At 75.5% G+C, this 13,514-nt stretch carries 12 protein-coding genes; 5 read left to right on the plus strand and 7 right to left on the minus strand.

Annotated features, from left to right (window positions below; genetic code table 11):
* The first annotated feature begins 11 nt into the window (after nt 1–11).
* The 4 genes from GA0070214_RS16010 to GA0070214_RS16025 are packed head-to-tail and all read left to right on the plus strand — an operon-like array spanning nt 12 to nt 4,129.
* Nucleotides 12–1,487: a PfkB family carbohydrate kinase gene (locus GA0070214_RS16010; protein WP_091263563.1), complete on the plus strand. Its 1,476-nt coding sequence runs from the start codon at nt 12–14 to the stop codon at nt 1,485–1,487.
* Entirely contained in the window at nt 1,484–2,185 is a 702-nt protein-coding gene (locus GA0070214_RS16015) for an SDR family oxidoreductase (RefSeq protein WP_091263565.1), read from the plus strand. The genes GA0070214_RS16010 and GA0070214_RS16015 overlap by 4 nt, the downstream gene beginning before the upstream one ends.
* A complete protein-coding gene (locus GA0070214_RS16020) occupies nt 2,182–3,153 on the plus strand; it encodes a glycosyltransferase family 9 protein (protein ID WP_091263567.1) in 972 nt (323 codons plus the stop codon). Before GA0070214_RS16015 ends, GA0070214_RS16020 begins: the two co-directional genes overlap by 4 nt.
* Complete coding sequence (locus tag GA0070214_RS16025) at nt 3,137–4,129, plus strand: DNA topoisomerase IB (protein WP_091263569.1); 993 nt, start codon at nt 3,137–3,139, stop codon at nt 4,127–4,129. Before GA0070214_RS16020 ends, GA0070214_RS16025 begins: the two co-directional genes overlap by 17 nt.
* A 182-nt stretch (nt 4,130–4,311) precedes the next feature.
* Here the strand turns inward: GA0070214_RS16025 and GA0070214_RS32815 are convergent, their stop codons facing one another.
* The 7 genes from GA0070214_RS32815 to GA0070214_RS32820 form a co-directional block, all read right to left on the minus strand.
* The gene (locus tag GA0070214_RS32815) at nt 4,312–5,352 is read right to left on the minus strand and encodes a helix-turn-helix domain-containing protein (protein ID WP_091263570.1); all 1,041 of its coding nucleotides are present in this window, start codon (nt 5,350–5,352) and stop codon (nt 4,312–4,314) included.
* Between the two features lie 125 nt (nt 5,353–5,477).
* A complete protein-coding gene (locus GA0070214_RS16035; protein WP_091264019.1) occupies nt 5,478–5,981 on the minus strand; it encodes a hypothetical protein in 504 nt (167 codons plus the stop codon).
* A gap of 66 nt (nt 5,982–6,047) precedes the next feature.
* The gene (locus GA0070214_RS16040) at nt 6,048–7,679 is read right to left on the minus strand and encodes a RecQ family ATP-dependent DNA helicase (RefSeq protein WP_091263573.1); all 1,632 of its coding nucleotides are present in this window, start codon (nt 7,677–7,679) and stop codon (nt 6,048–6,050) included.
* 46 nt (nt 7,680–7,725) lie between these two features.
* On the minus strand, nt 7,726–9,561 hold the full coding sequence (locus GA0070214_RS16045) for a vWA domain-containing protein (RefSeq protein ID WP_425255708.1): 1,836 nt from the start codon (nt 9,559–9,561) through the stop codon (nt 7,726–7,728).
* A gap of 3 nt (nt 9,562–9,564) precedes the next feature.
* Entirely contained in the window at nt 9,565–10,608 is a 1,044-nt protein-coding gene (locus GA0070214_RS16050) for an ATP-binding protein (protein ID WP_208602805.1), read from the minus strand.
* Nucleotides 10,609–10,693: 85 nt separating this feature from the next.
* Nucleotides 10,694–11,644, minus strand: coding sequence for a TIGR03557 family F420-dependent LLM class oxidoreductase (locus GA0070214_RS16055; RefSeq protein WP_091263575.1), 951 nt, complete (start codon nt 11,642–11,644; stop codon nt 10,694–10,696).
* An 87-nt stretch (nt 11,645–11,731) separates the two neighbouring features.
* Nucleotides 11,732–11,854 carry a hypothetical protein gene (locus GA0070214_RS32820; RefSeq protein WP_255474570.1) on the minus strand — a complete coding sequence of 41 codons (123 nt, stop codon included), beginning with the start codon at nt 11,852–11,854 and terminating at the stop codon, nt 11,732–11,734.
* Nucleotides 11,855–11,990: 136 nt separating this feature from the next.
* On the opposite strand from GA0070214_RS32820, the gene GA0070214_RS16060 reads away from it, so the two are divergent.
* The gene (locus GA0070214_RS16060; RefSeq protein WP_091263577.1) at nt 11,991–13,493 is read left to right on the plus strand and encodes a glycoside hydrolase family 3 protein; all 1,503 of its coding nucleotides are present in this window, start codon (nt 11,991–11,993) and stop codon (nt 13,491–13,493) included.
* Nucleotides 13,494–13,514 lie beyond the last annotated feature (21 nt).

Below are 13,514 nucleotides of genomic sequence, written 5' to 3' on the forward strand. Positions count from 1 at the left end.
GGAGGTCGAGCATGACGGGACCCGTGGTGGTGCTCGGTGACACGCTGCTGGACCGGGACGTCGAGGGAGTGGTGAACCGGCTCTGCCCGGACTCCCCGGTGCCGGTGCTCGAGGAGACCACGCACGTCGACCGCCCCGGCGGCGCCGGCCTCGCCGCCGTCTTCGCCGCCGCGCAGGGCGCCGAGGTCGCGCTGGTCACCGCGGTCGCCGACGACGCCGGCGGTGCCCGCCTGGGCACCCTGCTCGCCGCCGCCGGCGTGCAGTTGTACGCGCTGCCGCTGGCCGGGGCCACCCCGGAGAAGATCCGGCTGCACGCCCGCGGCCGGGTGCTGCTGCGCCACGACCGGGGCGGCCCGGCCGGCGACCCGGGCGAGCCGAGCGAGGCCGTGCTGCGCCTGCTCGCCACGGCCTCCGCCGTGCTGGTCAGCGACTACGGCCGGGGCGTCGCCCGGCACCCGGCACTGCGCGCCGCGCTCGCCGCGACCCGGGCGCCGGTGGTCTGGGACCCGCACCCGCGCGGCCCGGCCGCGGTGCCCGGCGTCAGCCTGGCCACGCCGAACGAGTCCGAGGCACGCGAACTGGCCAAGGCGCCGCCGGGCTCGTCCCGGCTGGTCACCGCCTCCCGGGGTGCGCAGGCGCTGCGCCGGCGCTGGCAGGCCGGCGCGGTGGCGGTGACCCTGGGCGGGGACGGCGCGTTGCTCTGCCACGCCGGCTCCACCCCGCTGGTGGTGCCCGCCCCGGCCGCCGAGGGGGACACCTGCGGCGCCGGGGACCGGTTCGCCGCCGCGGCCACCCTGGCGCTGGCCCGGGGCGCGCTGGTCTCCGAGGCGGTGCAGGAGGCGGTGGCCGAGGCGTCCGCGTACGTGGCCGGCGGGGGAGTGGCCACCGCGCTGCCCGCCCCGGTCCGGACCGCCGCCCCGGCGGTGGTCGTCGGCGGCGGGGACCGGATCGGCGCCGCCGCGGCCGGCGAGGTGGTGTCCCGGGTACGCGCGGCGGGCGGCACCGTGGTGGCCACCGGCGGCTGCTTCGACCTGCTGCACGCCGGGCACGTGGCCACCCTCCAGGCGGCCCGGCAGCTCGGCGACTGTCTCGTGGTCTGCCTGAACTCCGACGCCAGCGTGGCCGGGCTGAAGGGGCCGGAGCGGCCGGTCGTGCCGCAGGGCGACCGGGGGCGCCTGCTCGCCGCGCTGGGCTGCGTGGACGCCGTGCTGATCTTCGACGAGCCCACCCCGCACGCGGCGCTGTCCTGGCTGCGGCCGGACATCTGGGTCAAGGGTGGTGACTACGCCAGCGGCGGCGGCGCGGAGACGCTCCCGGAGGCGGAGATCCTGGCCCGCTGGGGCGGGCACACGGTGGTCGTGCCGTACCTGGACGGCCGGTCCACCACCGACATGATCGCGGCGGCCCGTGCCGGGCGCGGCACGGCGGGCTGGCCGGCGTCCGGGGTTCCGGCGATCGTCCGGTCCACGGCGGAGGGAGCGGCATGAGCAGCAGTCCACCCGGGGCCGGCCCCACCGTGCTGGTCACCGGCGGGTCGAGCGGGCTCGGCGCGGCGGTGGTCGCCGCGGTGGCCCGGGCCGGCGGCCGCCCGCTGGTGCTGGACCGGCAGCGGCCCGCCGACGGGGTGCCCTGGGTGGAGTGCGACCTGGCCGACACCCGGGCCGCCGAGGCCGCCACCCGGGACCTCGCGGAACGTTCCGGTGGGCTCGACGCCGTGGTCACGGCGGCCGGGATGGACGTGCCGGGGAAGCTCATCGACGTGCCGGCGGAGACCTGGGAACGGATCGTCGCCGTGGACCTCCTCGCCACCGCCGCCGTGATCAGGGCCGCGCTGCCCTTCCTGGAGGCGTCCCGGGGCAGCATCGTCACCATCGCCTCCACGCTCGGCGTGAAGGCGGTCAGCGACGCGACCGCCTACTGCGCGGCGAAGTTCGGTGTGGTCGGCTTTACCCGGGCGCTCGCCGCCGAACTGGCCGGCGCGGTCGGGGTCACCCTGCTCATCCCCGGCGGCATGCGCACCGCCTTCTTCGACCAGCGGGACGCCCAGTACCGCCCCGGCCCGGACGCCGTGCTCAACGAGCCCGCCGACACGGCCGCCGCGGTGATGTTCGCCCTCTCCCAGCCGGCCGGCTGCGCCGTACGCGAGATGGTGGTCTGCGCGGAGCAGGAGTCCTCGTACCCGTGATCCTGGTGCTGCGGGCGCTCGGGGTCGGCGACCTGGCCACCGCCGTCCCGGTGCTGCGCGGCCTGCGGGCCGGCTTCCCGGGCCGGGAACTGGTGCTGGCCGCGCCGGCCTGGCTGGCGCCGCTGGCCGAGCTGACCGGGGCGGTCGACCGGGTGCTGCCCACCACCGGGCTGACCGACCGGCCGGCCTGGCCCGACCCGCCGCCGGAGGTGGCCGTCAACCTGCACGGGCGCGGACCGCAGTCGCACCGGATGCTCGCCGCCGCCCGGCCCGGTCGGCTCCTCGCCTACCGCAACGCCGAGGCCGGGCACGTCGCCGGACCGGCCTGGGACGACGACGAGCACGAGGTGCGCCGCTGGTGCCGGCTGCTGCACTGGTACGGCCTCCCGGCCGACCCCGGCGACCTGGCGCTGCGCCGCCCGCCCGCCGCCGCCGTCCCGGCCGGGGCCACCCTGCTGCACCCCGGCAGCAAGATCCCCGCGAAGCGCTGGCCGGCGGACCGCTTCGCCGCGCTGGCCCGGATCCTCACCGACCGGGGGCACCGGGTGGTGCTCACCGGCTCGACCGACGAGCGGGACCTGACCGCAGGGGTGGCCCGGGACGCCGGGCTGCCACCGGACGCGGTGCTCGCCGGCCGCACCGGCCTGGCCGAGCTGGCCGCCCTGGTGGCCGACGCCCGGCTGGTGGTCAGCGGGGACACCGGGGTCGCCCACCTGGCCACCGGCTACGGCACGGCGTCGGTGGTGCTCTTCGGGCCGGTGCCGCCGGCGCACTGGGGCCCGCCGGCCGACCGGCCCCGGCACCGGGTGCTCGGCGTCGCCGGCCGGGCCGGGACGGACCGGGATTGGCCCGGCCCCGGCGGGGTAGGAACGCACCCGACGTTGGCGGCCATCGAGGTCGACGAGGTGGTGACCGCCGTGGACGAGGCGGAACGGGCGGTGCGGGTGTCCGGTGCGATTGCGGCGTAGCGATCCGGGCCGGCCGGGGTACGGACGCCGGCGGCGCGGCAAGGGCTGGCTCTTCGTCGACGCGAAGGGCGAACCGGTGCGCGACCCGGAAGAGCTGGCCCGGCTGCGCGACCTCGTGATCCCGCCGGCCTGGCAGGACGTGTGGATCTCGCCGCACCGGAACGGGCACATCCAGGCCACCGGGATCGACGCGGCCGGCCGCAAGCAGTATCTCTACCACCCGAAGTGGCGGGAGAAGCGGGACGAGGCCAAGTTCGACCACGTGCTGGAGGTGGCCCACCGCCTGCCCGTGCTGCGCGACCGGGTCGAGCACGACCTCGCGCTGCGCGGCCTGCGGCGGGAGCGGATCCTGGCCACCGTCGCCCGGCTGCTCGACATGGGCACGTTCCGGGTCGGCAACGACCAGTACGCCACCGGCGAGGACGCCACCTTCGGCGTCTCCACGCTGCGCCCCGAGCACGCCCGGTCGCGGGGCGGCTGCGTGGTCTTCGAGTTCCCCGCGAAGGGCGGTATCGAGCAGGTCCGCCGGATCGAGGACCCGGAGCTGTGCCGGGTGCTGACCAACCTGCGCCGCCGCCGGCGGGCCGAGGAGCGCCTGTTCGGCTACTGGGACGGCCGGACCTGGCGGGACGTGCGCAGCGACGAGGTCAACGACTACCTGCGCGAGGCCAGCGGCGGGGAGATGACCGCCAAGGACTTCCGCACCTGGCACGCCACGGTGCTGGCCGCCACCGAGCTGGCCACGGTCGGCCCGCAGCGCTCCACGACGGCCCGCAGGCGGGCGGTGGCGGCGGTCATGCGCTCGGTCGCCGAGCTGCTCGGCAACACCCCCACGGTGGCCCGCACGTCCTACGTGGACCCGCGGGTGGTCGACCTCTACCACGACGGGGTGCTGGCGCCGGTGGAGCCGGACATGCCGCGCGAGGCCGCGGAGAAGGCCGTCCTGGTGCTGCTGGAGGAGGAGGAGGCGGGCTGACCGGCCCCGCCGTCGGTCCTGGGGGGGAACCACGACGGCGGGGTCGGAAACCGGTGTCGGCCGCCGACGGCCGTGCCGGGGGTCGCCACCGGGCGGCCGCCCGCGGCCAACCGCCGCGGGCGCCTCGCCGCGGCCCCCCGATACCAGTGGGCCGCGCCGGTCGCCCGGCTGCCGGCCCGCATTCAGTATGTCGGGCCGGAGTTGACTGCGGACGCCGCCGTGTTGACGATCCGTGCCGCTTCGAGGTGACGCGCCCGGTACGCCTGCGGAGTCTCCGCGTACGCGGCCCGGAACGCCCGGCTGAAGTGGGCCTTGTCCCGGAAGCCCCAGCGGCCGGCGACGAGCTGGATCGGCCGGTCGGCCAGCGCCGGGTCGGCGAGGTCGCGCCGGCACCGCTCCAGCCGCTCGTCCCGGATGTACGCCGCCACCGTGGTCTCCTCGGCCTCGAAGAGCCGGTGCAGCGACCGGACCGAGACGTGGTGCGCGTCGGCGATGGACTGCGGGGTCAGCGCCGCGTCGCCGAGGTGCTGGCGGACGTGCGAGCGCACCTGGGCCAGCAGGGCCCGTCGCCGTACCTCGGTGGGTACCGCGTCCTCGCTGACCAGGTGCCGGCCCAGCATGGTGGACACCAGGTCGAGCCCGACCCCGCCCAGCCGCTCCGCGTCCGCCGCATGGTACTGCTCGGGGTGGTTGGTGAGCCGGATGAGGTAGTCGGCCAGCAGGGCCCCGATCCCGTCGGTGCCGGACATCCGCCCGGCGAACAGCGGGGCGAGCCGGCGGTTCGGCAGCGGCAGCGCCTCGTACGGGATGAAGGCCACGATCGATCTGAGGGGCTGGTCGCCGTCGTCGCCGTGGTGGCTGAGCTCCTGCGGCCGGGCGCAGTCGTAGAAGGTGAAGTCGCCGGGGCGGCAGATCCCGCGCTGCCCCTCCTGGTCCGCGATGCCGGTGCCGGCGAGCGTCAACGCGAGCACGTAGTAGTCGGCGTCGGTGCGCTGGATCAGCTTCCGGGTCCGGACCCCGTCCAGCGAGGGGTAACGGTGGCGGACCAGCTGCATCGGACCCAGGTCGAGGAACTCCGACCGCGCCACGAAGTTGTCGGCGTGCTCGGTGCGGACCCGCATGAGGCCGGGCGTGCTGGCGAGCATGTCCAGCCACAGCCCGAAGCGTTCGGCGGCGGGCACCTGCTCCGTGTCGAAGACCTGCCGCTTCAGTTCTGTGTCCATGGCCAACCCCCGCTGGTTCGTCACCCCTCCATGAAGCAGGACGCCCCACGAGGCCGGGAGTTGGCACTCGTGGGGCGTGACATATCCGACATTGACGGATGTGAAATCTTCTGTTAACAGGCCGTTCAGTCGTTGAGCACGTGGGCGAGCCGGTCGCGGAAGCGCCGCTCCGAGTCGCTCACCACGTCGCCGCCCAGGCCCAGGATGCCGCCCGTGGACGCGGCGCCCACCACCTGCTCGGCGATCTCCACGAGCCAGTGCCGGTACGCGCCGGCCTGCCCCTCGTCGATCTTGCCGGCCAGCAGCGCCGACGCCTGCCCGGCCCGGGCGAGCACGTCGTCGATCATCGCCTGCGGGTCGTCGGGGGTGATGACCGGCAGCTCGGCGCCGATCTCCGGGTCGCCCACCCGGGAGACGACCTCGCCGGCGACCGCGGCCACCAGCGGGCTGGCCGACTCGCGGCCCGCCGCGATGGTCTCCAGCCCGGCGGCGTTCTCGGCCATGGTGCGCCGGGTGCCGTCGGACTCGGCCGCGGCCGCCGCGGCGAGGACCGACTGCGGCAGCCCGACCAGCAGCCCCCACTCCTCGTCGGAGAAACCGAACCCGGTGTACGCCGGCTGCTCGATCACGATCAAGCCCCTTTCGCCGTGGTGGTCGTTGTCGACGGGCACCGCCTCCGCGGCGCCCGGGTCAGGTTAGTCCAGCTCCAGCAGGCCCTGTTCGGACACCACGCGGACGGACAGGGTCTTGTAGCCCACCTCGTCGAAGAGCACCGTCATCCGGTCCTCCTCGTAGCTCAGCACCAGGCCGGCGCCCCACTCCGGGTGGCGCACCTGGCTGTGCACGGGAAACGGCCCGACCGCGCCGTCGGCCGCGACGCTGGTGCCGGCGTGGCAGTTGTCGCAGTGCCCGCAGACCTCGTGCATCTGCTCGCCGAAGTACGCCAGCAGCGCCTGCCCCCGGCAGCCGGTGGTCTCCGCGAAGGCGCGCATCATGTCGGTCCGCGACCGGGTCACCGTCTGCTGCCGTTCCGCCTCGGCGAGCGCGGCCCGGCCGGACTCGGCGGCCGCCGGAGCGTACCGGGGCGCGGCGATCCGCTGCCGGGCCCGGGGTTCCGCCGCGCCCACCTGCTCCAGCAGGGACAGGTACTGGCCGAGCTTGCGCGGCCCGAGGCCGGTCAGCTCGCGCAGCTCCTTCTTGGTGCGGGCCTGCTTGCGCAGCAGGGCGGCGAGTTCCGCCAGCTCCTTCTCGTCGGGCAGGCCGCCGCTGAAGTACCGCTGGAGGCCGACGTCCTCGGCGCGCCAGAGCAGCAGCACCCGGGCGGGCGCGCCGTCCCGGCCGGCCCGGCCGATCTCCTGGAAGTAGCTGTCCGGCGAGTCGGGCAGCGCCATGTGCACCACCCAGGCGATGTTCGGCTTGTCGATGCCCATGCCGAACGCCGAGGTGGCCACCATGATCGGCACCTGGTCCGCGAGGAACGCCTCGTGCAGCTCGTTGCGGGCACCGGTCGGCATCCCGCCGTGGTAGTACTGCGCCGGGAAGCCCGCGTCGGTGAGCCGCTGCGCGAGTTCCTCGGCCGCCCGCCGGGTCGGCACGTAGATGATGCCCGGCCGCTCGTCGTCGCGGAGCAGGGCGACCAGCCGCCGCCACCGGTAGTCGTCGGTGGGGCAGTGGGCCACCTCCAGGAAGAGGTTGGGCCGGTCCAGCCCCGACACCACCACCTCGGGGTCGCGCAGCCGCAGCCGGGCGACGATGTCGTCGCGCACCGGCGGGGAGGCCGTGGCGGTGAGCGCCACCACCGGCGGCCGGCCGAGGCCCTCGATCAGGTGGCCGAGCGCCAGGTAGTCCGGGCGGAAGTCGTGGCCCCAGGCGGAGATGCAGTGCGCCTCGTCGATCGCGACCAGCGCCGGCCGTAGCGCCCGGACCTCGGCCAGCCGCTCCGGGTTGCTGAGCGCCTCCGGGGTGATGAACAGGAACTCGGCCCGGCCCGCCCGGATCTCCTCGATCGCCTGGGCCTGCTGGGCCGCGCTCTCGTCGGAGCTGATCCGGACCGCCCGCAGCTCGGGGCGCTGCCGCTCGTTGAGCGCGGCGATCTGGTCCTGCTGGAGGGCGAGCAGCGGGGAGATGACCACCGTGGGACCGGGGATCAGGCTCGCCGGGATCTGGTAGATCGCCGACTTGCCCGCGCCGGTGGGGAGCACCACCAGGGCGTCGCGGCGCTTCATGACCGCCCGCATGGCGGCCAGCTGGTTGGGCCGGAGGGCGGTCCAGCCGAAGAGGCTCTTGGCCGCGCGGCGCAGGGTCGTCGAGTGCCTGGTCAGTTTCATCAGTGGCCGCAGGTACCCCTGCCGATCACCGCCGAAACCGCGTCCATCAGGTCATCCGGAACACCGGGCCGCGAGGCGTGAACGGCAGGCGGGCACCGCGGGACACCAGGAACGCGTGATCCCGGCGGATCCGCAGCACGTCGCACTCGCCGTCGGTGATCACCAGGATCGGACCGTCGGCCGGGAAGTCGGCGGCATTCTCCAGAAGGCGGACGCCCGGCTGCAGCACGGTGCCCCCGCGGCCCCGCACCCGCACCCGCCCGGCGATCTCCTCCACCGGCAGGTAGCCGGCGTCGTAGGCCACCGCGTCGCAGAACACCACGCGAGCGGCGGGCACGTCCCGGGCGAGGGCGTACGCGGCGACGGCGCCGAGCGCCCGCCCCATCAGCCGGGTGCCCATCGACCCGGACGTGTCCAGCAGCACACCGAAGGTCGGCCGGCGCTCCTCCACCTCGGGCCGGTGCCAGCCGGGACGCGGGATGCCGGGGGTGGCCGCCTGCCGCCGCGACGGCCGGGCGTACGAGCGCACCCGCTCCCGCGCGGGGAACCGCTCGTCGAACCAGCGGGCTAGTTGAACGTCCCACGGCGGTGGGGGTTCGTCGAGCACGCGGATCTCGGCGACCAACCCGGCCGGGAGCAGCCCTCGCCCGGCCGACTCGTGGTACGCGAGCCCGCCGGTGAGCGCCCGCCGGTAGTACTCGTCGAGGTCGACGCCGCGACGGGCCTCGCCCGGTCCCGGCGTGCCGTGGCCCAGGATGTCCCCCCGCCCCGGGCCGCGCAGGGTGGCGAGCTTGCGGTGGCGGCGCAGGTCCGTGGCGAGGCGGTCGTACACCGCCTCGCCCGAGAGGCCGCGCAGCTGCGGGTCGTACAGCAGGCCCTCGGGCATCTCGCCGACCGCCATCTCCACGAGCCAGCCGTTGACGACGTAGTCGGTGGCGACGTTCCACAGGTACGGGTCGCGGTGCGCCACCCGGTCGCCGTGCCGCAGCGCCGCGTGCAGCATCTCGTGCGCCAGCACGAAACGGCACTGTGCCTCCGGCAACACCCGGAGCGGGTTGACGTAGATCTCCCCGGCGTCGGCGTTCACGGCGGCGACCGCGATGTCCCACGAGCGCGCCAGTTCCACGTCGGCGACGATCCGGAACCCCGCGGCCAGCGCGCCGAGCAGCGGGTACGACGAGACGAACCAGCGCCGGGCCCGTTCCCAGGGATTGTCGCGGGTGACCCCGCCCGGTCCCGGCTTCGGGGCGCCCGCCGCCTCCACGGCCGCCGTGGCGGCCGCCGCCAGGCCCACGGCGAAGCGCTCCGGCCAGGTCTGCTGTCTGAAGCCGGTGACGGTCGGGGCCCCGGACCGGGCGGGCGCGGCGGGGACCGCCAGGTCGCCGCCGTGGCCGGCGACGCCGCAGTCCAGGTACTCCGGCGGAATGCCGCGGTGGCGCCAGTCGGCGGCCAGCCGCTCCTCCGCCCCGCCGGGCAGCGGGGTAGGCAGCAGGCGGGGCGGCCGGCCCAGCTTCGCGTCGAGCTGGAAGCGGCTCACCGCCACGCAGGCGGCGACCTCCGCCGCCTGGTCGGTCCGGCCGGCGCGGTCCGGTTCGAGGTGACCGAACCCGAGGTGCAGCAGGCAGTGGGCCACCACCCACCACCACTCGTCGGCGTCTGCGCGCCGCCGCCGATGGACCCGGATCTCGCCGTCGGCGGCCACCCGGGCCCAGCCCCGCCCGTCCGCCGGCGCGTCGCCGTCGATCCAGCGGAACCGGGCGCGGGGATAGCCGTCGGCGAGCAGGGGCCGGAACATCGGATGGTCGTACGCGCGCTTCGCGGCCTGGTCGAACGCCTCCTCGTTCGGGTCCGGCCGGCGTCCGCCCCGGCGTCGTGTCGCCACCGCTCAGGCCCGGGCCGCGACCAGGCGGGGCAGGTCCCGGGTCACCTCGACCAGGAACCAGGCCGGCAGCACCGGCATGCCGTCGTCATCGGTGGCGACGACGAGCTGGGCGCACTCCAGGGAGATCTCGGCCAGCTCCACCAGCAGCCCCTTGGCCCGGATCGAGAAGTCCCGCACCGCGGGGGAGGCGTGCTCCCGGGAGGCGGGCAGCTCCTTGACCAGCCGGGCCCGGAACGCCTCGGCGAAGAAGTAGAGCAGGTCCCGGTCGTGCGGGGCCCGCGGCCAGCCCGTGTCACCCCGCACGATGGCGTCCAGGCCGTACCGGTGGCGCACCGTCTTGACGTATGCGGCGAAGCCGGCGGCGTGCTGCCCCGTGAGGGTGCCACCGGCCAGCAGCCGCACGGTCGTCTCGTCGACGTCGTCGCCGAACGAGTGCAGCGCGTCGGAGAGCATGTGCCAGCTGCGCGGGGTGGAGAAGGCCTCCTCGGTCTTCGGCGGGGCCACCCAGAGCTGGTCCGGGCGCTCGGTCAGGTAGTCCCGCACCCACGGGTGCACCCCGGCGCCGGCCGCCCAGGCCAGCCAGTCCGTCGCCGAGGCCCGCAGGTGCACGTGCACGAGCCGGTTCACCAGCGCGGACGCCATCGGCCGGGCGAGCGCGTTGTCGGTGGCCCGGTTGCCGGCGCCGATCACGATCGATCCGGCCGGCAGCTCGTACGAGCCGATCCGGCGGTCCAGGATCAGCGAGTAGAACGCCTTCTGCACCTCCGGGCTGGAGGAGTTGAGCTCGTCCAGGAAGAGGCAGTACGGCTCGTCGCGGGCGATGGACTCGGGCGGCGCGAACCGGCTGCGCCCGTCGCGCAGCTCCGGCACTCCGATCAGGTCCTCCGCGGCGAGCTGGGTGCCGACCAGGGTCACGCAGGGCAGGCCGAGCGAGTCGGCGAAGGCCTGCACCAGCGAGCTCTTGCCGATGCCGGGCGGTCCCCAGACGAAGACGGGCCGGACCACCGCCACGTGCAGCAGCAGCGTGGGCAGCTCGGCCGGGGTCACCGTCAGGGCGGAATGCACGCCCACCATGATCGGAATTGGCGCGGCGACTCGCACCCGAAATTCCGGCGCCCCGACCTGAGCAGCTTCAGCGCAGCCGGGGCAGCACCTCGCGCTGGTAGAGGTCGAACAGGCCCTGCCAGTGCGGGCCGGTGTTGGCCACGTAGATCTCGTCGAAGCCGGCCTTGGCGTACTTGTCGATCATCTCCAGGTGCGCGTCGGCGTCCTTGCCGCAGACGAACGACTCCTTCATCATCTCCGGCTTGACCAGCTGCGCGGCCTGCTCGAAGTGGCGGGGCGACGGGAGCACCTGGGACAGTTCGCCCGGCACGCCGGCGTTGGGCCACCGCTCGTACGCGATCCGCGCGCCCTCGTCCTCGCTGTCGGCGTACGCGGCCTTGAACCCGGCCTGGCAGGGCTTGTCGCCGCCGCCGGAGTCGCGGAACCGGCGCACCATGTCGGCGTCGGGCATGGTGCTGACGTAGCCGTCGCCGATCCGGGCGGCCAGCTCGATCGACTTCGCGCCGAAGCCGGAGACGTAGATGGGCGGGGGCGTGTCGGGCCGGGTGTAGATCCGGGCGTGCTCGACGGCGTAGTGCTTGCCGTGGTGGTTGACGAAGTCGCCCGCCCACAGCTTGCGGATCACCTCGATCGACTCCTCCAGCATCTCCAGCCGGACGTCGGCCTGCGGCCACGGGTCGCCGAAGATGTGCTCGTTCAGCGCCTCGCCGCTGCCCACCCCGAGCACGAAGCGCCCCTCGTGCAGCACCGCGCTGGTGGCCGCGGCCTGGGCGATCACCGCGGGGTGGATGCGGACGGTCGGGCAGGTGACCGCGGTGGTCACCGGCAGCCGGCAGACCTGGCTGAGGGCGCCGATGGTCGACCAGACGAAGGGGCTCTGGCCCTGCGCGTCGACCCACGGGTGGTAGTGGTCGGAGATCCACAGTGCCTCGAAGCCGGCCCGCTCGGCGCCGCGCGCCTGGTCCAGCAGCTCCGCCGGGGTGTACTCCTCACTGGACAGAAAGTAGCCGATCTTCATCGTTCCCCCTCGCCGCGTCCGCGTGCCGGGCGCACGCACGGACAACGAGAGCCCTACCCCGGGGAGACGTGGTCCGAACGCGGCGGGTCAGCGCCGGAACATCGCCCGGATGGCGATCAGCAGGAACAGCCCGCCGACCACCAGGCCGAGCAGGCGTACGCCGGGGATGTCCGCGGCGCTGGTGGCGTCGGCGAGCAGGGCGGGAGGCATGCTCGCACTCTCCCACGGGTCGTCCGGCGGTGCCAGCCGCTAACAGTAAGGATTGTTGACTATTTCGGGACGCGGTGTGACCATGGCAGCACCGCCGGGCTGGCGGGCCGTGGGGAAGACGGGGGTACGACAGCGCATGAGCGAGCGGATCGTGGGAGCGACCGGTGACCTGGCGGCCCTGGCGGCCGCCGTCCTGCAACCGGGGTTCGTCGGCACCACGCCGCCGCCGTGGGTCTGCCGCTGGCTCGGCGAGGGGCTCGGCTCGGTGGTCCTCTTCGCCCGCAACGTCGTCGACCACGAGCAGGTCGCCGCGCTCACCGCCACCCTGCGCGCCGAGCGGTCCGACGTGATCGTCGCGATCGACGAGGAGGCCGGCGACGTCACCCGGATCGAGTCGGCCCGGGGCAGCTCCCGGCCCGGCAACCTCGCCCTCGGCGCGGTCGACGACCCGGCCCTGACCGAGGAGGTGGCCCGGGACCTGGGCGCCGAGCTGGCCTCGGTGGGCGTCACGCTCAACTACGCCCCGGACGCCGACGTCAACTCGAACGCGGAGAATCCGGTGATCGGGGTCCGCTCGTTCGGCGCCGACCCGGCCCTGGTCGCCCGGCACACCGCCGCCTGGATCCGCGGCCTGCAGGCCGGTGGCGTCGCCGCCTGTGCCAAGCACTTCCCGGGACACGGCGACACCCGGGTCGACTCCCACCACGATCTGCCCCGCATCGGCGGCGACCGGGCCCGGCTGGACGCGGTCGAGCTGGCCCCGTTCCGGGCCGCGGTGACCGCCGGGGCGCAGGCGATCATGACCGGGCACCTGCTGGTGCCGGCGCTGGATCCGGAGCTGCCGGCCACGCTGAGCCCGCGCATCCTGGGCCGCCTGCTCCGCGAGGAGCTGGGGTTCGGCGGCGTGGTGGTGACCGACGCCGTGGAGATGGGGGCGGTCGCCGACCGGTACGGCTTCGCGGGTGCCGCGGTCCGCGCGCTCGCCGCCGGTGCGGACGCGATCTGCGTGGGTGGCGAGCGGGCCACCGAGGCCGACGCCCGCGAGCTGCGCGACGCCATCGTGGCCGCCGTGATCGCCGGGGAGCTGCCGGAGGAGCGCCTGGCCGAGGCGGCCAAGCGGGTGGGGCAGCTCGCCTCCTGGGCGGTCGCCGCCCGCGCCGACCGGACCGGCGTCCGGCCCGGCGAGGCCGGCTCGGCGATCGGGCTGGCCGCCGCCCGCCGGGCGTTGCGGGTGGTCGCCACCGCGGGCGGGCTGCTGCCGCTGGCCGGCCCGGCGCACGTGGTGGAGTTCGCCCCGCCGCACAACATGGCCATCGGCGACGAGACCCCGTGGGGGATCGCCGTGCCCCTGACCGACCTGGCGCCCGGCACCACGACCGCCCGGTACGCCCGGGACGAGGTCCCGGCCGACCCGGCCGCCGGCGCCGCCGGCCGTCCACTCGTGCTGGTGGTGCGGGACCTGCACCGGCACGACTGGATGCGGGACGCCGTGTCCCACGCCCTGGCCAGCCGCCCGGACGCGGTGGTGGTCGAGCTGGGTGTGCCCGAGCTGGTCACCGGCGCGGTGCACGTGGCCACCCACGGCGCGACCCGGGCCGCCGCCCTCGCCACCGCCGAGCTGCTCGCCGGCGCCCGCTGACCCCGGCGGGGCCCGGCGCCG

It is taken from the genome of Micromonospora chaiyaphumensis, assembly GCF_900091435.1.
GTDB classification, from domain to species: Bacteria; Actinomycetota; Actinomycetes; order Mycobacteriales; family Micromonosporaceae; genus Micromonospora; species Micromonospora chaiyaphumensis.

Coding starts and splice junctions, on each gene's coding strand:
- GA0070214_RS16010 (WP_091263563.1), top strand. CDS start 12: ATGACGGGACCCGTGGTGGTGCTCGGTGACACGCTGCTGGACCGGGAC.
- GA0070214_RS16015 (WP_091263565.1), top strand. CDS start 1,484: ATGAGCAGCAGTCCACCCGGGGCCGGCCCCACCGTGCTGGTCACCGGC.
- GA0070214_RS32815 (WP_091263570.1), bottom strand. CDS start 5,352: ATGGACACAGAACTGAAGCGGCAGGTCTTCGACACGGAGCAGGTGCCC.
- GA0070214_RS16040 (WP_091263573.1), bottom strand. CDS start 7,679: ATGAAACTGACCAGGCACTCGACGACCCTGCGCCGCGCGGCCAAGAGC.
- GA0070214_RS16055 (WP_091263575.1), bottom strand. CDS start 11,644: ATGAAGATCGGCTACTTTCTGTCCAGTGAGGAGTACACCCCGGCGGAG.
- GA0070214_RS32820 (WP_255474570.1), bottom strand. CDS start 11,854: ATGCCTCCCGCCCTGCTCGCCGACGCCACCAGCGCCGCGGACATCCCC.
- GA0070214_RS16060 (WP_091263577.1), top strand. CDS start 11,991: ATGAGCGAGCGGATCGTGGGAGCGACCGGTGACCTGGCGGCCCTGGCG.